Source organism: Shinella sp. (assembly GCF_052438155.1).
Classification (GTDB): Bacteria; Pseudomonadota; Alphaproteobacteria; order Rhizobiales; family Rhizobiaceae; genus Shinella.
Map to the genome: position 1 here is coordinate 116,284 of NZ_JBQVPI010000008.1, position 21,661 is coordinate 137,944.

Consider the following 21,661-nt stretch of genomic DNA (forward strand, 5'->3'; position numbering starts at 1 on the left):
CCGGTCTGGATGCGCTTCTTTGCGGACTTTCCCATGTTCAATCTGACGACCTACAAGCGCGAGTGGTTCGCAAACATTCGCGCCGATATTCTCTCCGGCATCGTCGTTGCGCTCGCCCTCATTCCCGAAGCCATCGGCTTTTCGGTCATTGCCGGCGTCGATCCGAAAGTCGGCCTCTTCGCTTCCTTCGCCATCGCCTGCGTCTCCGCTTTCACCGGCGGCCGGCCGGGCATGATCTCGGCTGCGACGGCCGCCACCGCCGTCCTCATGGTCACGCTGGTCAAGGAGCACGGCCTGGAATATCTCTTCTCCGCCACGCTGTTGATGGGCGTCATCCAGATATGTGCCGGCTTCCTGAAGCTCGGCCGCGTCATGCGCTTCGTCTCGCGCTCCGTCATCACCGGCTTCGTCAACGCGCTGGCGATTCTCATCTTCATGGCGCAGCTGCCGGAACTCATCGGTGTGCCGGGGCTGACCTATGCGATGATTGCGGCGGGCCTCGCGATCATCTATCTCTTCCCCTATGTCACCAGGGCCATCCCGTCGCCGCTGGTCGCCATCCTCGTGCTGACCGGCGTCGCCTATTGGGGCGGCCTCGACCTGCGCACGGTCGGCGATCTCGGCGAACTGCCCTCCGCGCTGCCGATCTTCGCGCTGCCGCAGGTGCCGCTGACCTTCGAGACGCTGCAGATCATTTTCCCGTACTCCATCGCGCTTGCCGCTGTCGGCCTGCTGGAATCGTTGCTGACGGCGCAGATCGTCGACGACATGACGGATACACCGAGCTCGAAGAGCCAGGAGTGTATTGGGCAAGGAGCGAGCAACATCGCCTCCAGCCTTATCGGCGGCATGGGCGGCTGCGCCATGATCGGCCAGTCGGTGATCAACGTTACCTCCGGCGGTCGTGGACGCCTCTCGACCTTCGTCGCCGGCGCCTTCCTGCTGTTCCTCATCCTCGTGCTGGACGATCTCGTGCGCATCATTCCGATGGCAGCACTGGTCGCCGTGATGATCATGGTCTCGATCGGCACCTTCTCCTGGCGCTCCGTCCTCGATCTGCGCCGCAATCCACCATCGTCTTCCATTGTTATGCTGGCGACGGTCGCGACCGTGGTCGGAACGCATGACCTCGCCAAGGGCGTGCTCGTCGGAGTGCTGCTCTCGGGCGTGTTCTTCGCCGGCAAGGTTGCCAAGCTCTTCCACGTTCGCTCGACGGAAAGTGCTGATGGCACGGAGCGCACCTATCATGTCGATGGCCAGATCTTTTTCGCGTCGGCGGAGAGCTTCACTGCCGCTTTCGATTTCACAGAGACGCTGCGCAAGGTGACGATCGATGTTGCGGATGCGCATCTCTGGGACATCACGGCCGTCGGCGCGCTCGACAAGATCGTCCTCAAATACCGTCGCCTGGGCATTGAGGTCGCCGTCATCGGCGTCAACGAGGCGAGCGCGCATATGCTCGACCGCTTCGCTCTGCACGACAAGGAGCATGCCGCGTTCTCGGCCCCGGCCGGACATTAAGTTTAGGGCATCGGGTTTGCGCCGTGCATGGATATGCCGGCTTCTCACAACACAAAGCGACGGCTTCACTACCAGGAGGCTGTCGCGGCCGCTCCTACAGCAACTTCCGCGTCCACTCTACGCGGTTCGCGTCTTGAGGAACGCAGAGCGGCCATCGGCGTTTCTCATGCTCTTCAGCGACGGAGCAGTCGATGTCAGCGCCAGAACCGCATTCCCCCGCAGACCTCGAGCCGCGAAAAGGCTGTCCCAGCCCCCGCCTTTCGGAGGAAGAGTTCAAGCGCCGTTTCCTCAACCAGTTTCAGGATCCCGCCTACGACAGTCTGTCGCCTGAGCTCGCCAAAGTCGCAGCCGCCGCCTGGGATGCCTATGCGAACTCCCGAAAGTCTCCCAACACCAGAAAGGCCGGACCCGGCTACGCCCACCCCGAATACGATCTATCCTTGGATTGGATCGCGGCCTGCGAAGCGATTGACGCAGCCCAGCATCGCCACGAAAATCCTGATGGTCCGCTCAGATTTCTGCTGATCAACGGTTCCTCCCGCAGTGAGCATACCTGTCCCGGCGAGTTGTCAAAAAGTTACCGCATGGTGGAAGCCGCGAGAGAGGAACTGCAGCAACAAACCGGCGTGAATATCGCCGTTCTCGACCTCAGTCGTCTCGCATCCGAATATGGCCGTCAGATCCACCCCTGCAAAGCCTGCTTCTCGACGTCGGCAGCGCTCTGTCATTGGCCGTGTTCCTGTTATCCGAACTATTCGCTGGGACAGGTCCACGATTGGATGAATGAGATCTATCCGCTGTGGGTGGAAGCACACGGCATCATGATCATCACGCCCGTCAACTGGTATCACACGTCGTCACCGTTGAAGCTGATGATGGATCGCCTTGTCTGCGCCGATGGCGGCAACCCCGATCCGACATCCACCCACGGGAAGCACGCCAAGGAAGCCAAGGAGATCGAGATGAAGGGCTGGGACTATCCCCGCCACCTGGCGGGGCGTGTCTTCTCGGTCATCGTGCATGGCGACACGGAAGGCGCGGAGAATGTCCGCCGCTCCATTTCCGACTGGCTAAAATCGATGGACCTCGAACCGGCCGGCACGCTGGCCGAGGTGGATCGGTACATCGGCTATTGGGAGCCCTATGCGACCAATCACGTTGCATACGAAAACGATCACGCGTTTCAGGACGAGGTCCGCAATGCCTCAAGGACGCTGCACGAGGCCGCGGCGGCCAGGCGGCGCGGACAGCAAGTCGCGGCGGGCGCCAGCCTGAGACAGCCAAGACAGAAATAGTCCCGAGAAACGGAAGCTTGCCGCCAAGCCAGCGCTTGAGGTTCCGATCGCACCTTCACCCCTGTGCCAACGAGTCGCCCCAACATGTTTGAAACGTTCACGCTTGAGATGATTGCCCTGCCGGAGGCAACTCTGCGTGTTCGATACGGAGGTTCCGGCCCGCCTCTTCTCCTCCTTCACGGCCATCCACGTACCCATACGACTTGGTATCGGGTCGCGCCGCTCCTCGCCCGGCACTTCACCGTCGTCTGCCCTGATCTCCGCGGCTTCGGCCAATCGAGCAAGCCAAGCGATGCGCATGACTTTATCGCATCCTCGAAACGCGCAAAGGCGCGCGACTGTATCGCGCTCATGGATCACCTCGGCTTTCCGACGTTCAACCTAGCTGGCCACGACCGGGGCAGCTACACGGCGTTTCGGGCCGCAATGGACTACCCTGACCGCATACAAAAGCTGGCTATCCTGGACGGTGTGCCGATCCTGGAGGCGCTCGAACGCTGTGACGCAGAGTTCGCGTCGCGCTGGTGGCACTGGTTCTTCTTCGCACAGCCAGACAAGCCCGAGCGGGCGATCATGGCAGACCCCGCTGCATGGTACGGCGGCACAGAGGATAAGCTCGGGCCGGAAAATTTCGCGGACTTCATGGCGGCGATCAATAACCCTGACACCGTCAAGGGCATGCTCGGGGACTATCGCGCTGGTCTGTTCATCGACCATGTTCATGACCGCGAAGACCGGACCGCAGGGCGGAAGGTGGCCTGCCCGCTGCACGTCATTTGGTCGCTCCGCGACGACTTGGCGAAAATCTACGGCGATGTCCTTGCCGTGTGGCAGCCTTGGGCGGAATTGCAAGTAACGGGCCGCGGCATCGATTGTGGACACCATGTGGCGGAAGAAGCGCCAGAGGACCTGGCGGAAGCATTGACTGGGTTCTTTCTACCAGACTGCATGATGGAAAAATGCTGACGGATCGATGTACCGCTCGTCGCATGGACAACATCGCGCCCACAAAAGCCTAATCGTCTGAAGTCGACTTCCTGAGGTCACGTTCCCAGTCGAACACGCTGCGGCCGTCGAGGGCTGCCGAATGACGAAATTCCCCGGCAACAATTTCCTTCAGATCGGGACCCGTCACATAGCGTTCGAGTTGCCGGCTTTGCTCGTCAAGGCGCTTCAGCGCCTGCAATTCTTCGTCCAACCCCAACCTCGCCTTTCGGACCGCGGATTTCATCACGCCGATCGTCTCGTCATAGACTTTCAACGGCACGGGGAAGGGGTGCCGGTCCTTGCCACCGTGGGCGAGCGAAAACCGGGCGGGATCGGAAAAGCGGCAGGGTGCGCCGTGTACAACCTCGGCCACCAGGGCCAGAGCCTGAACGGTGCGCGCGCCCACACCTGGTGTGAGGAGCAGGTCCTCGAAGTCGGCCGGTCCACGCTCCGCTGCCGCGGCGAGATTGCCGTGCAGGCGCCGCATGTTGACGTCGCTTTCGCGGACATCGTGATGCGCAGGCATCACGAGATGCGGCAAGGTGAGTTGCGCGCCGTTTTCTTTCACGCCGCACGCCGGCGCTTTCTCGATCAAGGCCAGTTCACGAAGGATACGGTCCGGCCCAAGCGTAGCAAGAAGATCGAGTTGCCCCTCGCGCGACAGCTTGGCGCGCGTGTCAGCGAGATTGACGATTTCCCCCTGGTCCCTCCCCTCGATGGCGGCATGCGGCGAGTCGAGGAAACCGGTCAACCCCTCGGATAGCCAGTGATACCGCCGAGCCTGCCGCCGGTCACCGTTCATGCCCTGCTGCACGACAACCCATTTGCCGTCATCGGCAACCACAAATCCGTGCAGATAGAGATCGAACCCGTCCTGCACCGCAGCACTGTCAACCTTCGCGACCAATCGGCTCGTCGTCGAAAGCCCCGCGCCGTCGAAGCCGACGCGATCGCCGATGCTCATCAGTTCGCCTGGCGTCTTGCGCGACTGGGCGCCGCGCCCGCCGCAGACATGCAGGCCCAACTCGCCGGAGAGCGGCACCAGACCGCGTTTCAGGGCGCCGAGAACGCTGGTCGTGATGCCAGAGGAATGCCAGTCCATTCCCATGACGGCGCCGAAGGACTGGAACCAGAATGGATTGGCCAGCCGCCGCAGATATTCGTCACGTCCATAGTGATGAACGATCGCCTCGGTGATGACCGCGCCGAGCCGCGTCATACGGTCCCCGAGCCATCTCGGAACCTTTCCGCCATGCAGGGGAAGATCGGCGCTTCCTGCGCGTTTCGCCAATGCCGTGCCCTCTGAAATACACGGGGAGAGATAAGTAGCGCAGGATCGACTTACAACATCGCGGTCCGCTCCGTCCGACACTTCTCACCCAGATGACATCCGTTGGCTCACCGCTCTGGCACGAGGGTCAAGCTCAATGCCATCTGCCCCTCCCATCTTTGCCCGCAAAATTTGCCTGGCGGGGAACTTCCGATCCTAGACTTGGTTTCCGTTGCGATCATGAAACGGAGATCAGGCAATGACCCTCAATCCTATCGGTGAGCCCGTCCCTCGTGGGGTGGTAGCATACCCCGCCCGTAACACCGCATCCGATGCGGAGGAGCCCCTCTCGCAAAACGGGCTGGACGCTTGGAACGAACTTGCTGAGATCGGCTTGAGCCTTGCCTTCCTTCCCGCCCTCGCATGGGCGAGCTTCGTCACAACCAGTACTACCGCCTGGCAGTCATGGACCTTTCCCGGTTTGCAAACCGATACGACGCCGGGTCCAGAACGTTCGTCTGTCGACAGCAGGCCGTTTCCAAGCTGATCCAGCCCCTTAGACTTATGGAGGTGTATGTGGACAACGAACCTATTTCGCCAGCTGTTCTGTCGTTGCTGAACGAGCAGGCAGAGCAAAGTGCAAAACGCAAGACTCGCTTAGACAAGGGACTGGAAGATACCTTTCCTGCGTCCGACCCGGTTTCGATAACGGATACAGCCACCGCGACCGGTTCGAAAGCGGTGGAAGGGGAGCCTCACGAACGCGAACTTCTGGGGCTCCACCCATCGAACGAGCTCTCAGCGTCGACAGATGATCATGCCGCCGAGCTTCACGCTATACGACGCGATCTCGAGACGCTCCGCGGGCGCTTCCGCGCCACCGCCTCCGGCGCCAGTGGCACCGCATGTGCCAAGGCCAGCGTGATCGAACGCCGTGTCGAGCGGATGATTAGCGAACAACCTCTGACAACCATCGGCTTCGCTATCGCCTTGTCCTTCATTCTGGGCGCCGGGTATGGTGTCAGGAGGAGAGACTATTGACAACAGATCCCGCTGGTCGTCTGTGAGATGTCGAAAGGTCGTCGCACAAGCCCGGCACCGCTAACCTCGCTGATCACGTTCACGGCAATTGCCGGCGCGGTGCTTTGGTTGGCGGCGCCGAGGTGGCGAGTGCGCGGAGTTGGTCCTGAAATCGACGCGCATGGACGTGAAGCGGAAGTGCCGGAATCCATACCGGCCCGCGGACTTCGCGATGTGTTCTGGCGGGTCTTCCACGAGGTTACGACCGACCGGGTGATGCTCATCTCGGCCGGTGTAACTTTCTATCTGCTACTGGCTATCTTTCCGGCTCTGGCAGCACTGGTTTCATTGTATGGCCTTGTCGCCGATCCATCGACCGTGGCAGATCACCTGAAAGCCCTGGGAACGCTTCTCCCGCCAGGTTCCTTCGAGATCGTGGCCAATCAGGTCGCCAGTCTCGCCGCCAGCCGGGACCGAACGCTTGGATTGACCTTCTTCGCCGGCCTGATCATTGCACTTTGGAGCACGCGAAACGGCGTTCTCGCGATCTTCGACGCGATGAATGTCGCCTACGACGAGGACGAAAAGCGCGGTTTCTTTAAGCGAAACATGATTGGGCTGGCGTTCACCATCGGCGGAATCGTCGGGCTCACCGTTTTGATCGGCCTCATTGCCGTATTGCCCGCTATCCTGGCCTACCTCTGGCTGGACGGCTCCGACGAGCGGCTTCTCCTGATCCTCCGATGGCCGATCCTGCTTGTGCTCGCTTTCGCCGCCGTTACCTGTATCTATCGGTATGGACCAAGCCGCGCGCCGGCGCGCCTGCGGTGGCTGACATGGGGCGCGGCTCTGACGGTGGTCGCGTGGATCATCATGTCCGTCGGCTTCTCCTTCTATCTCAGCAACTTCGCCGATTATAACGCTGCCTATGGCGCATTCGGTGCCCTGATGGGTCTTCTCATCTGGATTTGGCTTTCGGTTGGCATTCTCATCGTGGGTGCCGAGGTGAATGCAGAGCTCGAACATCAGACAGCGCGGGATACGACGACGGGCCCGCCGCTCCCAATGGGCGCGCGTGGCGCCTTCGTTGCCGACACATTGGGAGGGACGGCGGACGAGAGAAAGAGCAACGGAGACTAGGCGCCTTCCATGGATGCGCACGGAACAAGCAGGCGGTTGCAAGGTTCAAACAGCAAAGGAGACCTGCCATGAAAACGATAGCTACCTCGCTTGCCTTGTTTCTGATCTCATCCGCCGCCCTCGCCCAGTCGACCGCCGAAACCACAGGCGTCAACTCTGCGCTGAACATTCCCCCCAAAACGGAGGATTTCGTGAAGGAGGTATCGATGAGCGACATCTTCGAGATCGAGTCGAGCAAGCTCGCGTTGCAGAAGGGTAACGCCGCGACGAAGGCGTTTGCTCAACAGATGATCGACGCTCATGAGAAGACGACGGCCGAACTGAAGGGCCTGATTGACGGCGGCAAGGTGACGGCGCCTCCTGCCACAGGCATGTCCGACGCGCAGAAGAAATCGTTCGACGAGCTCAAGGATCTCTCGGGCAAGGAGTTCGACGATGCCTATCAGGACGACCAGGAAGACGCTCATGAAGATGCCGTCGATGTCTTCAAACGCTACGCCTCCGAAGGTGACAACGCCGATCTGAAAGCATGGGCGGCAAAGACGCTTCCGGCCCTCGAACACCACCTGAAGATGGCCGAGGATCTGGACGACTAGCGGCCGTACCCTTTCGCGTTGCGTGGCGCTCGCGCCAGGGTGGACATCTGCCATTGCACAGTCTGCCGGCAGGAGAGCGGCTCGGCCTTCACGTTGGTCGGGGTCTGGCCTGCCGGACAGTTCGAACATGCGGGGGAGACCGCCAGCTTCTCTGGCCAGCGCTTTTGGCCCTCAGTGCGGCACGCGTGTCTATTCGCTCGACACGCGCGAAGCAGAGGTGAAGCTCGGCATTTTGTCCAATGCGCCGACGCCCCTCACCCCCACTTACGAATTGTGGATCAAGCGCCGCGAACCCTGGCTCCGGCCTGTCGAAGGCGCCGAGCATATGAAGAAGACCGTCCGTAGCCATGATCGGCTCTTTCAATCACCCGAGCCGAATCGGCTCTTGGCCCTTCTGACATCACCGATAGATCATCATCGCCACCGCTGCGGCCGCCATCACTGCGGTTGCCGACCAGCCGGCGGCAACGAGCGTTGGCCGGGCCGTGAACTGCTTCATGCGTGCGTGACGGCTGACGACCATCATCATGCCGAGCATGATTGGAACAGCGACAAAGCCGTTGATAACGGCGCTCCAGAACAGAGCGCGGATGGGATCGACAGGAAGGAACTCGATGGAGAGGCCAAGCACCGTTGCGACCGCGATGACGCTGTAAAAGCCAACCGCCTCCTTCGGCCGGCTTTCAAGACTGCACGCCCACCCACAACACTCTGATGCTGCATAGGCTGCCGAGCCCGCGAGCACCGGAATGGAGAGCATGCCCGTTCCGATGATCCCGATGCTGAACAGCGCGAAGGCGAAGTTTCCGGCCACGGGCTTCAAGGCTTCAGCCACATCGGCGGCTGTCCCGATATGTGTCTTCCCGCTCGCATGGAGGGTCGCCGCGGTGCTCATGATGATGGCGATGGCGACAAGGTTGGAGATCGCCATACCGGCGAAGGTATCGATGCGGATTCGTTTCAGTTCCCGCTTTGCCTGGCGCGGCGCCTCCCGCAGCGGGTGGGCCTCATCCTTGCCGTCGATCTCCTCAACCTCCTGGCTGGTCTGCCAGAAAAAAAGATAGGGACTGATCGTCGTGCCGAGGATCGCGACGATAATCGTGAATGTCTCGCCGTTCAGCTCAAGCGAAGGCATGACGAAGCCCTTGGCTGCCTCCAGCCAGTCTATCTCCACGACGACGAGTACGGCGACGTAGGAAAGCAGCACCATCGTCAGCCACTTCAGGTAGAAGGCGTAGCGGTGGTAGGGCACGAACATCTGAAGTACGAGCGACACGACCGCGAAGGCGATGGTCGCCGGCATGCTCGGCAGCCCTGTCGCAAGTTCAGCCGAAGCGCCCATCGCGGAAAGATTCGCGCCGATATTTATCGTGTTGGCGACGAACAGCATGCCCACCAAGAGCAGCACCACTGAGCGTGGCCATATGGTGCGCAGGTTGGCGGCCAGCCCACAGCCCGTCACCCGACCGATCCGCCCGCTGATCATCTGGATCGCCGACATCAATGGATAGGTCAGCAGCATCAACCAGAGCAGATTGAAACCGAACTGCGCGCCGGCCTGCGAATAGGTCGCGATCCCCGAGGGATCATCGTCTGCGGCGCCTGTGATCAGGCCCGGCCCGAGTTGCTTCAGGATGGGTTCTGATCCGGCGTCGCGCGGAGGATCTCCTTGACCCGCTGGATCGGTTTGCAATTTAGATGGTGTATCCGTCATCGATCGCACGCTCCTGCATGGCGCAAGTGCTCAGCGGAGCGCCGGCACGCGAACCGGGATGGCGCAATGAAGTTCCACACCACCACCGTCATGATCCAGCCTCATCAATGAAATTCCCGAAAGGCCGAACGAAGAGGAGGGTAGACCAGGCGGGGATGACATCTCGCTTTCCGTCCGGGCAGCTCGCATAAACGAGATCACCAAGGCCGGCGCCAACAGTGCGAGACGCGTCGGAGGCATTTCTACGAGATCTTCTTGCTTGCTTCTGTTGACAATCTCAACATATCCGATAATCTGGATATATGGATAACAACACAGCGATCGCGGCGCTCGGCGCCTTGGCACAGACCACGCGACTGGAGACCTTCCGGCTTCTGGTCCGGCATGAGCCCGATGGCATTCCAGCGGGCGAACTCGCCCGTCTCATCGACGTGCCGCAAAATACCATGTCGGCGCATCTCGCAACGCTTTCGCGGGCAGGCTTGGTGACGAGCGAGCGGCAGAGCCGGTCGATCATCTACCGGGCAGACCCCAACGGCCTGCGTGAGCTGACGCTATTCCTCCTAAAGGACTGCTGTGGCGGATCGACAGAGCTTTGCGCTCCGCTCATCGCCGAGTTGACGCCTTGCTGCGCCCCGGAGGCGAAGCTGTCATGAGCGCGATCAGGTTGGAGCAAATTGATGGCAACGACGCTGGCCTCAAGGCAGCCTTGACGGAAGCGCATCTGCCAACTGATGACATCGAGGATCATGGTCGCACCTTCTTCAGGGCGCGGTCATCGGATGGCCGGGCTATCGGTTTCCTCGGTGTCGAGCGCTGCGGCGACGATTTTCTCCTCCGTTCGGTTGTCGTGCTTCCCGATCACCGCGGGCAAGGACTGGGAAGCGTTTTGGTCGAGCGGGCGGTGGCGGGTCTCGATCAGGCCGGCGACGTCTTCCTTGCCACGACGAATGCAGCACCGTTCTTCACGCGCGTCGGATTTTCTGAAGTCCAGCGAGACAGCGTTCCCGCAGCCGTGCTGGCGACCCGCCAGCTTTCCTCCATCTGCCCATCATCGGCGACGATCATGAAGCGTATCAAGCCGCCGACCTAACCACGAACCACGACCATGACCGATAAGACCTATAACGTGCTGTTCCTCTGCACGGGCAATTTCGCTCGTTCTATTCTCGCCGAATCCATCCTCAACAAGGAGGGCGGCGGACGATTTAGAGCCTTCTTCGCCGGCAGCCAGCCGAAGGGCGACGTCAATCCGCATGCCCTGAAGGAACTGGAAGCGTTGGGCTATCCATCTACGGGCTTTACCTCGAAGAGCTGGGACGTGTTCGCAGAACCCGGCGCGCAGCAGATGGATTTCATCTTCACCGTCTGCGACAGCGCCGCCGGTGAAGCCTGCCGGTCTGGATCGGCCATCCGATGACCGCCCATTGGGGTGTCGAGGACCCTGCCGCCGCCGCGGGCTCGGACGTCGAGATCCAGCGCGCCTTCGCTCAGGCCGCACGTTTCCTCAAGAACCGGATCGCGGCGTTCGTCAGCCTGCCGCTGGCATCCATCGATCACATGGCACTCGAGACGAAGCTTCGCCAGATCGGTGCGATGGAAGGTTCGACGTCGCCGCAGGGAAAGTCCGCCTGATGTCCACGTTCGAGCGCTATCTGACCATCTGGGTGTTCCTGTGCATCATTGCCGGTGTCGCCCTCGGCCACCTCATGCCCGGTCTCTTTCAGATCATCGGCGCGGCCGAGGTCGCCAAGGTGAACATTCCCGTCGCGATCCTGATCTGGCTGATGATCATTCCGATGCTGCTCAAGATCGATTTCCGGTCTCTGGCGCAGGTCGGCGCCTACTGGCGCGGCATCGGCGTGACCTTGTTCATCAACTGGGCCGTCAAGCCGTTCTCCATGGCGCTGCTCGGCTGGCTGTTCATCGGCTGGCTATTCCGCCCCTACCTGCCTGCCGACCAGATCGACTCCTATATCGCGGGGCTGATCATTCTCGCCGCGGCTCCCTGCACCGCTATGGTGTTCGTCTGGAGCAACCTGACGCGCGGGGAGCCGCTGTTCACCCTGTCTCAGGTCGCGTTGAATGATGCCATCATGGTCGTCGCGTTCGCTCCGATCGTTGGCCTGCTGCTCGGCCTGTCCGCCATCACCGTGCCTTGGGATACGCTCGTTCTCTCCGTCGCCCTCTATATCGTCGTGCCTGTCATTATCGCGCAGGTTATCCGCCGCCGGCTCACGGCTGACGGAACGACGCGGGCACTGGATGGCGTGCTAGCGAGGTTGCAGCCGATCTCGCTGGTGGCGCTGCTCGCAACGCTGGTTCTTCTCTTCGCCTTTCAGGGCGAGCAGATCATCGCCCAGCCCGCCGTCATCGGCTTGCTCGCCGTGCCGATCCTGATCCAAGTCTATTTGAACTCTGGGCTGGCCTATCTGCTCAATCGGATGACCGGCGAGCGACATTGCGTTGCCGGTCCATCAGCCCTGATCGGCGCCAGCAACTTCTTCGAACTCGCGGTCGCCGCCGCCATCAGCCTGTTCGGCTTCCAGTCCGGCGCAGCACTCGCCACCGTCGTCGGAGTTCTCATCGAGGTTCCGGTCATGCTCTCGGTCGTCTGGATCGTGAACCGCTCGAAGAACTGGTACGAGGCCGCCCCCGCTGTTTCCAGAACCATCGCCACCGAAAGGCACTGACCATGGATGCGATCATCTATCACAACCCCGCCTGCGGGACGTCCCGCAACACGCTGGCGCTGATCCGCGCTGCCGGCATCGAACCTGTTGTCATCGAGTATTTGCAGCACCCACCGACGCGCGAGCAGCTTGCCACGATGATCGCGGACGCCGGCTTGAACACTCGGGAAGCTATTCGCGAGAAAGGCACGCCTTATGCCGAACTCGGTCTCGACAACCCGGACCTGACTGACGAGCAGTTGCTCGACGCGATGATCGCAACGCCGATCCTGATCAATCGCCCCTTCGTCGTGACACCGCTCGGCACCCGGCTCGCCCGCCCGTCCGAAGCGGTGCTCGACATTCTGCCCGACACCTTCAAGGGGCCGTTCTTCAAGGAGGACGGCGAACAGGTTCTCGATCAGGAAGGAAAGCGCATTGCCTGACACATTTCCCGCATTGCAGGGCGATCACCTGCACTCGACCAATCTCGACGCCCTGCGTCCGGCATTCTCGACGCACATGCCGCGCATCATGATCCTCTACGGTTCGTTGCGCGAGGTATCCTATAGCCGCCTGCTCGCATTCGAGGCCCGCCGGCTGCTCGAACGGCTCGGATGTGAGGTTCGCATGTTTGATCCAAGCGGTCTGCCGCTGCCTGACGAAGCGCCGGTGAGCCATCCGAAGGTGCAAGAATTGCGCGATCTTTCGCAATGGTCGGAGGGGCAGGTCTGGGTGAGCCCCGAACGCCACGGCGCGATGACTGGCATCATGAAGTCCCAGATCGATTGGATTCCACTCTCGGTCGGATCGGTCCGGCCGACGCAGGGCAAAACGCTCGCCGTCATGGAGGTCTCGGGCGGTAGCCAGTCCTTCAATGCCGTGAACCAGATGCGCATTCTCGGCCGCTGGATGCGGATGATCACGATCCCGAACCAATCCTCGGTCGCCAAAGCCTATCAGGAGTTCGACGCCGATGGCCGGATGAAGCCCTCGTCCTATTATGACCGAGTGGTTGATGTCTGCGAGGAACTGGTGAAGTTCACCATCCTTACGCGCGATGCGTCCGCCTATCTCACCGACCGCTACAGCGAGCGGAAAGAACAGGCGGCCGAGCTTGAGAAGCGCGTGTCGCTGCGGTCAATTTGACAGGCTTGTGCTGGCGACGAGGTTCCGCTTCGTCGCCATCGCCACCGCGACAAACGCCATGATACCGATTGAGCCAAGGGCCGCGCTTAGCACGAGTGATGCGCCTATACCGAACTGCTCCATCGTCGCGGCGAAGGCGAAGGGGGCAGCAGCGCCGGCAGCCAGTCTCGCCGCCGCCATCTTGCCGGTGAGCGCACCATACCCATCCGAACCGAACAGGTAGAGCGGCAAGCTGCCCTGAGCGATGCTGTTGATGCCCGATCCGAGGCCAAGGCAAATTGAGAAAGCGACCGCGCCGGGGAGCCAGTTGCCGGACAGCGCCAGAATGACGACGCTCAGCACCATGAAAACGGCGGAGAGAACCGCAAGGCCCGGCGGTGCGAGGCGCGTTCCGAAGATCATATTGATCAGGCGGCTGAGGACCTGCGCCGGGCCGAATAGGGAGCCGATAACGACAGCAGCACTTCCGAAGCCGAGTGTGCCGAGCATCGGCACCATATGCGCCAGCATCGCTCCAAGCGTGAAGCTCAGCAGCGCGAACGCAGCCGACACGACGATCACCGCACCGCGCCGACGCTCGCGCGGAACAGCCCCGACGACAGGCTCGCGCATGGGTCTTTGCCCACCGGCCGCAGCCACCTTCCCCTTCCGCATGATCCAGACGTGGAACGGCATGCAGACAACAAGATTGAGCCCGGCATAGACGAGATAGATTTCCCGCCACGAGAGATAGCCGAGCAGCGCCGTGGCAATCGGCCAGAAGATCGTCGAGGCAAATCCCGCGATCAAGGTGAGATAGGTGATGCTGCGTGACGCTGACCGGGGATCGGCCTCAACCAGTGCTGCGAAAGCGGCTTGGTACTGGACCATGCCGGACGATATCTCCAGCAGGACGATGGCGAGTGCAAAGATCGCCACTGATGGCGACCAAGCGCAGAGGATCAAGGTCACTGCGGAAAGCACCGAGCCAATCGCCATGACGGTCGATGCGCCGACGCCATCCATCTGCCGCCCTATGTAGGGTGCCGAAAGGCCGCCGACGAACAGAGACGCGGAGAAGATGGCAAATACCTGCGCGACGGTGATGCCGAGATCCGCCGCCATGCCGGGCGCCAGAATGCTGAAGCTGTAGTAGAGCGTGCCGTAACCGATGATCTGGGTCAGGCCAAGTGCGGCGACGATGCCGACAGGAACGTTCCGATCACGCAACGATGTCGCCCTCGCTCCGGGCAACATCCGTCTTGCAGCAGCCATCGGGCCGTTGCACACCCTCGCGGATCATCGGATGACCGGCGCAGCAGTCCTCCATCAGGAACTTCACGAGATCGGCCAGCGCATCGTAGCTGGCGCTATAGACGATCGAGCGGGATTCCCGTCGTTGCGCGATCAGGCCCGACCGCTCCAATTCCTTCAGATGGAAGGACACGTTCGAGGGCGAGACGCCCATGCGTTCGGCGATCAGGCCGGCGGCAAGTCCGTCAGGTCCGGCGACGACCAGCGTGCGGACGATGGCGAGGCGGGTTTCCTGCGACAGGGCCGCGAATGACGTGAGGGCTTGACGCTCATCCATATTTCAATAATCCTTGAATCATTGAACAATAGGAGTAGCGCACATGACCGCAATCGACAAGGCCGTTTCCTCCGATATCACGCTTGGCCAGCTTCTCGATGGGCTGACGGCCGCGCCGGAAGCGCCGCTGGTGTTTCTCTATGAAGGGCAGCCAGTGAAGGCGGGCTACCACGTCACCGAGGTCAAGGCAGGCGCGTTCTCGGCACTCGACTGTGGCGCCAACCCGGAAGCTTGGTCGGAGATGTTCATCCAGCTCTGGGATATCGACGAGGACGGCCGGAGCCATATGCCGGCGGGCAAGTTCTCCGCCATCATCCGCAAGGTTTCCGATCGCGTTCGGCTCGATCCGGCGGCCAAGCTGACCTTTGAAGTCAGTGACGGAAATCGACCGATGGCCCTCTACTGCGCATCGTCACCGCGCATGGCCGAGGACAAAATCGAGGTGGCGCTGGCCGCAAGACCGGCAAGCTGCAAACCCCGTGATCGGTGGTTAGCAGAGAACCCCGCAGCAACAAATTCCTGCTGCGGCCCGGCAACAACCAATTCCAAGTGATGCGCCTAAAGAGCAGAAGGCTCTTGATCCGAATCGAACGGGCGACCCATTGTATTTTCTTGACTTCAACCTTCTGCGAAACCTACTGTATGTCGCACGAGACGGCGTCTCCGGCCGCGTCAAAGACGTGGAGGTCTAGCCGGCGCGCTGTGAAGGATATGTCCTGCAGGCGCGCGAACGCGCTCTCTCCATCCACCTTGATCAGGAATTTATCGCTGGTGCCGGGCAGATCCAGATAGAGGATTTGCACCTCGCCGAGATGTTCGATGAGATCGATGGTCCCCGTGAAGGTCGGATCGTTTTCGACGCCGGCAACGACCCGCGTATTTTCCGGGCGGATGCCGATGCTCACGGCCTCGCCTTTCGAAAGCCTGCCGGGTTCGGCGGTTAGTTCAAGCGTGATCCCGCAATCGAGCCGGCAGCGTGCCGATGTCGCGTCCCGCTCGACGACCGTTCCTTTCAGGATGTTCATCGCGGGCGAGCCGATGAACTGCGCGACGAAGAGGTTGGCCGGTTTGCGGTAAAGATCGGTCGGCGTGCCGACCTGCTCTATGTCTCCGTCCTTGAAGACGACGATGCGGTCCGCCAGCGTCATCGCCTCGACCTGGTCATGGGTGACGTAGATCATCGTCACATCCGGCATGCTTTGCTTGAGCTTGGCGATCTCGATGCGGGTGGCGACACGCAGGGCGGCATCGAGGTTCGACAAGGGCTCGTCGAACAGGAAGACCCGCGGATTGCGCACGATGGCGCGGCCGATGGCGACACGCTGCCGCTGCCCGCCGGAAAGTGCCTTTGGCTGGCGTTGCAGGTATTTGTCGAGCTGGAGGATTTCGGCCGCCTTGCGCACCCGCGCATCGATCTCCGCCTTCTGCGTTCCCGCGATGCGCAAGCCGAAGGCCATGTTCTCGTAGACGGTCATATGCGGGTAGAGCGCATAGGACTGGAACACCATGGAGATGCCCCGCTTGGATGGGGCGACGGCATTCATCCGCGCACCGTCAATGACAAGGTCACCGGACGTAATCGTTTCCAAGCCGGCGATCGAGCGCAACAGGGTGGATTTCCCGCAGCCCGAGGGACCGACGAAGACGATGAACTCGCCCGACTTTATCTCCAGGTCGATCCCGTGCAGGACTTCCAGTTCACCATAGGCCTTGCGGATATTTCTCAGCGACAGATCGGCCATCGTTCCATTCCGTTGTTCGATTTCAAAAGCACATGTCGTCAGGGCGCGAGCCCGGCCAGGAACCGCGTGATCGGCCCCGGTTTTCTGTCGAGAATTTCGAGGTCGTTCTTGCGCCGGATGGCGCGGCGAACGACCCGGGCGCCCAGATACCGCAGAGGCTCGGACGGCAGCCTCGTGCGCTTGCCGATGCCGACCAGACCGCATCGGCTCCAGATGTCGTCGCGCCCGAGGACGAGGCTCGCCATGATGCGGCCGGCGACAGGCGCCTGCGCGATGCCGGTGCCATTGAAGCCCATCGCATAGAAGATGTTCGCATGGTCCTTCAGATGCCCGAAGACCGGCAGATGCTGCGCCGTGCAGTCGATCGGGCCGCTCCAGTCATGGAGCACCGGCACGTCCTTCAATTCGGGATAGACCCGGTGCATTTCGCGGATATTCTCCGCGCCGCCGTCGCCGCTCCGGTTGAAACGGGCGTCGATACGGTCGCCATAGGCGATACCGCCCGTGCCCCGGCCGAAGATCACCGTACCCTCGGGCGTGCGCTGGTAATAGAGGACATGCTGCTGTGCGTCGCAGATCGATGCCCCGTCCGTCCAACCGATCCGCGCGAGGGTATCGGGCGCGGGCGCCGTCGCGATGACCTGGCTGCTGACCACATAGAGATAGGGATGCAGTTCCGGAATGGCGGAGAGCCACGCATTAGAGGCGAGCACCACCTTGCCGGCGGTCAGCGTTCCCTCCGCGGTTCGCAATTTGGGCCGGAGGCCAGGCACGATCTCTATCACCGGGCTGCGCTCATGAAGGACGATGCCTCTCGAAAGCGCCAGACTGCGCAGGCCGATGGCGAGCTTTGCGGGCTGCACCGTCCCTGCCCTTTCCTCCAGAATGCCGACATAGGAGACGGCCGAGCCAGTGCGATGCAGGATGTCTTCGCGCCGGAGCGGACGGAAGCGGTCCTCGCCGAGCGCGCGGCAAAGTTCGGTTGCCGCCGTCCAGGCACCTTCCTGGGCGGTCGAGCTGGCCGTCCACAGCCAGCCGTCGAGCCTCAGGTCCATGTCGATGGCGCCGGAGGCCTGCAGGCCGTTCAACTCCTCGATCGCGTCGGCGGTTGCCCGGCACAGCATGAGCGCGTCGTCTTCGCCGACAAGCGCGTGCAGCATGTCGATTTCAGCAAACCAGCTATGGACCTGGCCGCCATTGCGACCCGAAGCACCGGAACCGCAGAAATCCGCTTCGAGCATGGTGATGCGGGTTTCGGGCGCCTGTTCCTTGATCCGGAGCGCGGTCCAGAGGCCGGCATAGCCGCCGCCGACGATGGCAACGTCGCAATCCGCGCTGCCCTGTAAAGGTGGCGCGACGGCATCCGCCGCAATGCTCTGCAGCCAGAACGAGCGATCGCCCTTTGGCGCCGCGACGGGCGGCCTCAGTGTGATGGTGTTCATGTTCCCGCCCTCTCCCTGCTGCCGATGACATCGACGTATTTGTCAAGCAGCCAGTCCGGGATGGCCCGGATAGGCTGCGGGAAGCCGCCGAGATGGGTGCAGGTTTCCGACGCCCTTTCGGCGGCGAGGTCGAGCGCCGCCTGCACGGGCAGGCCCGCGAAGAACCGCGACGCGATGAAGGTCGCGATGAAGCTGTCCCCCGCGCCGCAGGTGTCGACGACGGTAACCGGCACGGAACCCGCCCTGGATGTCACGGTTCCATCGTCGTGGAAGGAGCCGCGCTTGCCGCAGGTGACGACGACCTGCCGGGCACCTGCGACCCTGAGCTGTGCGATCAGCGGTTCGACAGGCTCAGCCGGATCGTCCGGGCCGGAGGCGAAGACCAGCGGCACGTCGTGCAGCGAAAGGTCGAAATGCCGGGTGGAAACGTCGATGCTGAAGGGAACGTCATCCACGACGAGCCGGCGGACGAGCGCTTCGCTGGAATTCGTGCCGAGATGCACCCAGTCGGCTTGCCATAGCGCCTTGTAGCGGTCTGCATCCGGAACGTAATTTTCCCCCACGCCGAGCGACTCGAGAAGGAAGCGCCGTTCACCGGCGTCGTCCGTGAGCAACGTGACTGCCGATGCGCCGGGGCGGATCTCGACGTCATTGCGGTCGAGCCCCGCCTCCTCGATGGCGGCGAGCATGATGTCGGCTTCCGCATCCGGCCCCAGCGCGCCGAAATAGCGGGCATTCAAACCGTGCCGCCGCCATTGCACGGCAACATTGAGGGCATTGCCGCCCACGGTGACGAACCCTTTGCTGAGATAGGCATCGAGGCAATTGTCACCGACAGCGATCAGGTTGGGATTGGCCGTCGTCATTCTGTGTCCGCTTCATCGAGATGGGGGGCAATGGCGTCGAGGCATCGCCGCCAGGCGGCAAGGGGATCGAGCGCATAGGAACCGTTGCCGAAAGGTTCGAAGGTCAGCGTGCCGGCGAAGCCGTGCCTGCCGAGTTGTCCGAGATAGTCGCCGAGCGGCAGGTGGCCGTCGCCCCAGGCAAGATGCCCGGCTGGCGTTCCATCCACGATATGCACATGCGTGATGCGCTTGCCGAAGCGCTCGAAGTAGCCGTCGACGCTGTCGTTTGCCGTCGCCATGGCGACGAGATCGAGAACGATGTCGATATCGTCGCCGTCGAGCGCGCGCCAGAAGCTCTGAAGCGCGTCGGCATCAGTGACAATGTTGCTTTCGAGGCGCTGAAGGGGTTCCAGCAGGCAGCAGACGCCAAGCGAGCGTGCATGGGCCGCGATCCGGTTTATCGACTGGATCGAAGTGTTCCAGGCGGTTTCGCGGCTTTCGCATTCGAAGCCGCGGCCGGGTGTCAGGAAAAGATACTTCGTACCAAGTTCCGCGCAAATATCCGCTGCGCGCAGGAAACGCTCGACGCTCGCCGCGCGATAGGCGCTGTCGCCGGAGGCGATGTTGATCGGATAGAGGACCTGCTCGGGCGTGAAGCAGTGGACCGTCAGGCCGTTGTCGCCAAGGATCGCCCTCACCTCCGCAAGCCGCGCGCGATTGTCGTGGAAGAGATCGAGATGCGGGGCGACACCCCAGAACTCCATCTGCTGGAAGCCCATGCCGCTGAGTTTTTCGGCGGTCCAGCGGAAGGGATGGTGCTGGAAGGAGAAGTTCGCACCGATCAGCTGTTGTCGTTTCAACATGATGCCTGCTCTATTTTCCGATGCCTTCGGCCAGCCCGCGGATGAAGAAGCGCTGGGCCGCAAAGAAGGTGATGACGATGGGAAGTGCCGAGAGTGTCATGGCGGCGAAGACGACCGCGTAGTTGGTGCCGTGTTTTGCCATGATCGAGGTGAGGCCGACGGGCAGCGTCTGCAGATCCGCGCCGCTGGTGAAGATCATCGCGAAGAGATATTCGTTCCAGGCGAAGAGCACATGCAGGATGACGCAGGAGACCAGGATCGGCTTGCACAGCGGCAGCGTCACCTTCCAGAAGATCTGGCCTTCGCTGGCGCCGTCCATGATGGCGGCCTCGTCGAGGTCTCGCGGTAGCCCCAGCATATAGGCGCGGATCAGGAAGGTCGTGAAGGGAATGCGGAAGGCGGTGTAGAGAATGATGAGCGCCCAGTAGGTATTGTAGAGACCGAGGTCCTGCATCATGCGCACCAGCGGGATCACGGCGACCGTCGGGCTGAGCATGAGGCCGCCGAGCACGATGCCGACGAAGAACGGTTTGCCCGGCAGTTTCGAGCGGGTGAGGCCATACGCCGTCCAGGCGCTGACCAGCACCGTGCAGATGGCCGATGCGAGCGTGACGATGACGCTGGTCGCGATGTAGTTGCGGATGCCCTGGTTCCAGGCCGAAATGTAGTTCGCAATGCCGAAACCGCTCGGCAGCGCGAAGGGATTGCCGAAGATTTCGGCATTGGTCTTGAAGCCGTTCAGCGCCATCCAGAACAGCGGATACAGGACGAGGATGCCGAGGCTGATGAGGAAGGTCACGAGGCAGACTTTCGCCAGCACGGCGACGAAGTCGGTGCGCTCGGTTTCCCGGGTGTCATAGGCGAGGCTCAAAGCTCGACCCTCCGTCTTTTCGTGTACCAGAGCTGCGCGAAGCCGGTCAGGAGCGTGATGACGAAGATCACCGATGCGATCGCCGCGCCGTAGCCGAAGTCGTTTTCGATGAAGCCCTGCTGGTAAAGCCATGTGCCGAGCACCTGACTGCTGTTGTTCGGCCCGCCGCCGGTCATCACCATGACCTCGTTGAACACCTGAAACGCGCCAGTGATGGTGACGATCACCATGAGGCCGGTCATTTCACGGGTCAGCGGAAAGGTGATGTTCCACAGGCGCCGCCAAGTCCCCGCCCCGTCCATGATCGCCGCGTCGTAGAGTTCGCGCGGGATCTTCTGGATCGCGATGGCGAAAAGCAGGGTGGAATAGCCGAAGCCCTGCCACTGGCTCATGGCGATGATGGCGTAGATTGCGGTCCCCTCCTCGCCGAGCCAGGCGCGCGACCACTGCGCCAGGCCGACCTGTGCCAGTGCCGAGTCCAGGAGGCCGATGTCGGGCTGGTAGATGAAGTAGAAGAGAAGGCCGGTGACGGTGATCGAGATAGCTGAGGGTATGAAGTAGACGGCGCGCCAGAAGCGGCGCCATTTTTCCTCGGCAAGCCCCTCGATCAGCGCCGCGAGAACGAAGGCGCCGAAAACCTGGAAGACTACGGATATGACGGCATAAAGCGTGTTGTTGACGATCGCCGTCCAGACCACGGGGTCGCCTTGCAGGCGACGGTAGTTTTCCAGACCGATAAAGGCCGTCTCGCCGGTGAAGATGTCCTGGTTCTTCGTACTGACGACGAAGTTGTCGATGATAGGATAATAGACGAACCAGAGGATCAGGACGAAGGCGACCAGCACCCAGCGAAACGACAGGATCCCGGCCAGCGGGCCGAACCGGTTGCTTTCCGCCCGGTCCGGCCCGGTGAAGCCGATTTTGACGGCTTCACCCTTCTGCTCGTGCTTCATGACAGTCATTT

At 61.8% G+C, this 21,661-nt stretch carries 22 protein-coding genes and 2 pseudogenes; 14 read left to right on the forward strand and 10 right to left on the reverse strand.

The features are described 5' to 3' along the window. Positions 1 to 33: 33 nt before the first annotated feature. The 3 genes from ACT6VE_RS16855 (at position 34) to ACT6VE_RS16865 (ending at position 3,782) form a co-directional block, all read left to right on the forward strand. Positions 34 to 1,521: a SulP family inorganic anion transporter gene (locus ACT6VE_RS16855; RefSeq protein WP_444799698.1), complete on the forward strand. Its 1,488-nt coding sequence runs from the start codon at positions 34 to 36 to the stop codon at positions 1,519 to 1,521. A 191-nt stretch (positions 1,522 to 1,712) separates the two neighbouring features. Then, on the forward strand, positions 1,713 to 2,816 hold the full coding sequence (locus ACT6VE_RS16860; protein WP_444799699.1) for a flavodoxin family protein: 1,104 nt from the start codon (positions 1,713 to 1,715) through the stop codon (positions 2,814 to 2,816). A gap of 84 nt (positions 2,817 to 2,900) precedes the next feature. Further along, positions 2,901 to 3,782, forward strand: a complete 882-nt coding sequence (locus ACT6VE_RS16865) for an alpha/beta fold hydrolase (RefSeq protein WP_444799700.1) — start codon at positions 2,901 to 2,903, stop codon at positions 3,780 to 3,782. 49 nt (positions 3,783 to 3,831) lie between these two features. On the opposite strand, the gene ACT6VE_RS16870 is transcribed toward ACT6VE_RS16865, so the two are convergent. Beyond that, on the reverse strand, positions 3,832 to 5,094 hold the full coding sequence (locus ACT6VE_RS16870; protein ID WP_444799701.1) for a DUF763 domain-containing protein: 1,263 nt from the start codon (positions 5,092 to 5,094) through the stop codon (positions 3,832 to 3,834). 555 nt (positions 5,095 to 5,649) lie between these two features. Here ACT6VE_RS16870 and ACT6VE_RS16875 point away from each other — a divergent pair. The 4 genes and pseudogenes from ACT6VE_RS16875 (at position 5,650) to ACT6VE_RS16890 (ending at position 8,174) form a co-directional block, all read left to right on the forward strand. Then, positions 5,650 to 6,114, forward strand: coding sequence for a hypothetical protein (locus ACT6VE_RS16875; RefSeq protein ID WP_444799702.1), 465 nt, complete (start codon positions 5,650 to 5,652; stop codon positions 6,112 to 6,114). Positions 6,115 to 6,141: 27 nt separating this feature from the next. After that, on the forward strand, positions 6,142 to 7,233 hold the full coding sequence (locus ACT6VE_RS16880) for a YihY/virulence factor BrkB family protein (RefSeq protein WP_444799703.1): 1,092 nt from the start codon (positions 6,142 to 6,144) through the stop codon (positions 7,231 to 7,233). A gap of 68 nt (positions 7,234 to 7,301) precedes the next feature. Further along, a complete protein-coding gene (locus ACT6VE_RS16885) occupies positions 7,302 to 7,829 on the forward strand; it encodes a DUF4142 domain-containing protein (protein ID WP_444799704.1) in 528 nt (175 codons plus the stop codon). An 18-nt stretch (positions 7,830 to 7,847) separates the two neighbouring features. Continuing rightward, positions 7,848 to 8,174 (forward strand): annotated as a pseudogene (locus ACT6VE_RS16890) (GFA family protein). 55 nt (positions 8,175 to 8,229) lie between these two features. Here the strand turns inward: ACT6VE_RS16890 and ACT6VE_RS16895 are convergent. Then, complete coding sequence (locus ACT6VE_RS16895) at positions 8,230 to 9,543, reverse strand: Nramp family divalent metal transporter (RefSeq protein ID WP_444799705.1); 1,314 nt, start codon at positions 9,541 to 9,543, stop codon at positions 8,230 to 8,232. Positions 9,544 to 9,845: 302 nt separating this feature from the next. Between ACT6VE_RS16895 and ACT6VE_RS16900 the strand changes: the two genes are divergently transcribed. The 6 genes and pseudogenes from ACT6VE_RS16900 to arsH all read left to right on the forward strand — a co-directional run bounded on the left by ACT6VE_RS16900 (position 9,846) and on the right by arsH (position 13,364). Continuing rightward, positions 9,846 to 10,199: an ArsR/SmtB family transcription factor gene (locus ACT6VE_RS16900; RefSeq protein ID WP_444799706.1), complete on the forward strand. Its 354-nt coding sequence runs from the start codon at positions 9,846 to 9,848 to the stop codon at positions 10,197 to 10,199. Beyond that, a complete protein-coding gene (arsN2, locus tag ACT6VE_RS16905; RefSeq protein WP_444799707.1) occupies positions 10,196 to 10,636 on the forward strand; it encodes an arsenic resistance N-acetyltransferase ArsN2 in 441 nt (146 codons plus the stop codon). The genes ACT6VE_RS16900 and arsN2 overlap by 4 nt, the downstream gene beginning before the upstream one ends. Positions 10,637 to 10,651: 15 nt before the next feature. Continuing rightward, a pseudogene (locus tag ACT6VE_RS16910) lies at positions 10,652 to 11,178 on the forward strand (arsenate reductase ArsC). After that, positions 11,178 to 12,236: an ACR3 family arsenite efflux transporter gene (gene arsB, locus ACT6VE_RS16915; protein WP_444799708.1), complete on the forward strand. Its 1,059-nt coding sequence runs from the start codon at positions 11,178 to 11,180 to the stop codon at positions 12,234 to 12,236. The pseudogene ACT6VE_RS16910 and the gene arsB overlap by 1 nt, the downstream one beginning before the upstream one ends. 2 nt (positions 12,237 to 12,238) lie before the next feature. After that, complete coding sequence (gene arsC / locus ACT6VE_RS16920; RefSeq protein ID WP_444799709.1) at positions 12,239 to 12,661, forward strand: arsenate reductase (glutaredoxin); 423 nt, start codon at positions 12,239 to 12,241, stop codon at positions 12,659 to 12,661. Continuing rightward, a complete protein-coding gene (arsH, locus tag ACT6VE_RS16925; protein ID WP_444799802.1) occupies positions 12,636 to 13,364 on the forward strand; it encodes an arsenical resistance protein ArsH in 729 nt (242 codons plus the stop codon). The genes arsC and arsH overlap by 26 nt, the downstream gene beginning before the upstream one ends. Here the strand turns inward: arsH and arsK are convergent. After that, the gene (gene arsK, locus ACT6VE_RS16930) at positions 13,356 to 14,600 is read right to left on the reverse strand and encodes an arsenite efflux MFS transporter ArsK (RefSeq protein ID WP_444799710.1); all 1,245 of its coding nucleotides are present in this window, start codon (positions 14,598 to 14,600) and stop codon (positions 13,356 to 13,358) included. The genes arsH and arsK overlap by 9 nt on opposite strands. Continuing rightward, on the reverse strand, positions 14,566 to 14,934 hold the full coding sequence (locus ACT6VE_RS16935) for an ArsR/SmtB family transcription factor (RefSeq protein WP_444799711.1): 369 nt from the start codon (positions 14,932 to 14,934) through the stop codon (positions 14,566 to 14,568). Before ACT6VE_RS16935 ends, arsK begins: the two co-directional genes overlap by 35 nt. Positions 14,935 to 14,977: 43 nt before the next feature. Between ACT6VE_RS16935 and ACT6VE_RS16940 the strand changes: the two genes are divergently transcribed. Then, positions 14,978 to 15,487: a DUF6428 family protein gene (locus ACT6VE_RS16940; RefSeq protein ID WP_444799712.1), complete on the forward strand. Its 510-nt coding sequence runs from the start codon at positions 14,978 to 14,980 to the stop codon at positions 15,485 to 15,487. 82 nt (positions 15,488 to 15,569) lie between these two features. On the opposite strand, the gene ACT6VE_RS16945 is transcribed toward ACT6VE_RS16940, so the two are convergent. The 6 genes from ACT6VE_RS16945 to ACT6VE_RS16970 are packed head-to-tail and all read right to left on the reverse strand — an operon-like array spanning position 15,570 to position 21,659. Continuing rightward, entirely contained in the window at positions 15,570 to 16,676 is a 1,107-nt protein-coding gene (locus ACT6VE_RS16945) for an ABC transporter ATP-binding protein (protein ID WP_444799713.1), read from the reverse strand. 38 nt (positions 16,677 to 16,714) lie between these two features. Further along, the gene (locus tag ACT6VE_RS16950; RefSeq protein ID WP_444799714.1) at positions 16,715 to 18,118 is read right to left on the reverse strand and encodes an NAD(P)/FAD-dependent oxidoreductase; all 1,404 of its coding nucleotides are present in this window, start codon (positions 18,116 to 18,118) and stop codon (positions 16,715 to 16,717) included. After that, entirely contained in the window at positions 18,115 to 18,984 is an 870-nt protein-coding gene (locus ACT6VE_RS16955) for a PfkB family carbohydrate kinase (RefSeq protein ID WP_444799715.1), read from the reverse strand. Before ACT6VE_RS16955 ends, ACT6VE_RS16950 begins: the two co-directional genes overlap by 4 nt. Further along, the gene (locus tag ACT6VE_RS16960; RefSeq protein WP_444799716.1) at positions 18,981 to 19,826 is read right to left on the reverse strand and encodes a sugar phosphate isomerase/epimerase family protein; all 846 of its coding nucleotides are present in this window, start codon (positions 19,824 to 19,826) and stop codon (positions 18,981 to 18,983) included. The genes ACT6VE_RS16955 and ACT6VE_RS16960 overlap by 4 nt, the downstream gene beginning before the upstream one ends. Before the next feature lie 10 nt (positions 19,827 to 19,836). After that, positions 19,837 to 20,697 carry a carbohydrate ABC transporter permease gene (locus ACT6VE_RS16965; RefSeq protein ID WP_444799717.1) on the reverse strand — a complete coding sequence of 287 codons (861 nt, stop codon included), beginning with the start codon at positions 20,695 to 20,697 and terminating at the stop codon, positions 19,837 to 19,839. Then, positions 20,694 to 21,659: a carbohydrate ABC transporter permease gene (locus ACT6VE_RS16970; protein WP_427140922.1), complete on the reverse strand. Its 966-nt coding sequence runs from the start codon at positions 21,657 to 21,659 to the stop codon at positions 20,694 to 20,696. Before ACT6VE_RS16970 ends, ACT6VE_RS16965 begins: the two co-directional genes overlap by 4 nt. Positions 21,660 to 21,661: the final 2 nt, after the last annotated feature.

Excerpts from the sequence above, each read along its gene's own strand:
- ACT6VE_RS16855 (WP_444799698.1), top strand. The coding sequence starts at position 34 with ATGTTCAATCTGACGACCTACAAGCGCGAGTGGTTCGCAAACATTCGC.
- ACT6VE_RS16860 (WP_444799699.1), top strand. The coding sequence starts at position 1,713 with ATGTCAGCGCCAGAACCGCATTCCCCCGCAGACCTCGAGCCGCGAAAA.
- ACT6VE_RS16865 (WP_444799700.1), top strand. The coding sequence starts at position 2,901 with ATGTTTGAAACGTTCACGCTTGAGATGATTGCCCTGCCGGAGGCAACT.
- ACT6VE_RS16880 (WP_444799703.1), top strand. The coding sequence starts at position 6,142 with ATGTCGAAAGGTCGTCGCACAAGCCCGGCACCGCTAACCTCGCTGATC.
- ACT6VE_RS16885 (WP_444799704.1), top strand. The coding sequence starts at position 7,302 with ATGAAAACGATAGCTACCTCGCTTGCCTTGTTTCTGATCTCATCCGCC.
- ACT6VE_RS16895 (WP_444799705.1), bottom strand. The coding sequence starts at position 9,543 with ATGACGGATACACCATCTAAATTGCAAACCGATCCAGCGGGTCAAGGA.
- ACT6VE_RS16900 (WP_444799706.1), top strand. The coding sequence starts at position 9,846 with ATGGATAACAACACAGCGATCGCGGCGCTCGGCGCCTTGGCACAGACC.
- arsN2 (WP_444799707.1), top strand. The coding sequence starts at position 10,196 with ATGAGCGCGATCAGGTTGGAGCAAATTGATGGCAACGACGCTGGCCTC.
- arsB (WP_444799708.1), top strand. The coding sequence starts at position 11,178 with ATGTCCACGTTCGAGCGCTATCTGACCATCTGGGTGTTCCTGTGCATC.
- arsC (WP_444799709.1), top strand. The coding sequence starts at position 12,239 with ATGGATGCGATCATCTATCACAACCCCGCCTGCGGGACGTCCCGCAAC.
- arsK (WP_444799710.1), bottom strand. The coding sequence starts at position 14,600 with ATGTTGCCCGGAGCGAGGGCGACATCGTTGCGTGATCGGAACGTTCCT.
- ACT6VE_RS16935 (WP_444799711.1), bottom strand. The coding sequence starts at position 14,934 with ATGGATGAGCGTCAAGCCCTCACGTCATTCGCGGCCCTGTCGCAGGAA.
- ACT6VE_RS16940 (WP_444799712.1), top strand. The coding sequence starts at position 14,978 with ATGACCGCAATCGACAAGGCCGTTTCCTCCGATATCACGCTTGGCCAG.
- ACT6VE_RS16945 (WP_444799713.1), bottom strand. The coding sequence starts at position 16,676 with ATGGCCGATCTGTCGCTGAGAAATATCCGCAAGGCCTATGGTGAACTG.
- ACT6VE_RS16950 (WP_444799714.1), bottom strand. The coding sequence starts at position 18,118 with ATGAACACCATCACACTGAGGCCGCCCGTCGCGGCGCCAAAGGGCGAT.
- ACT6VE_RS16955 (WP_444799715.1), bottom strand. The coding sequence starts at position 18,984 with ATGACGACGGCCAATCCCAACCTGATCGCTGTCGGTGACAATTGCCTC.
- ACT6VE_RS16960 (WP_444799716.1), bottom strand. The coding sequence starts at position 19,826 with ATGTTGAAACGACAACAGCTGATCGGTGCGAACTTCTCCTTCCAGCAC.
- ACT6VE_RS16970 (WP_427140922.1), bottom strand. The coding sequence starts at position 21,659 with ATGACTGTCATGAAGCACGAGCAGAAGGGTGAAGCCGTCAAAATCGGC.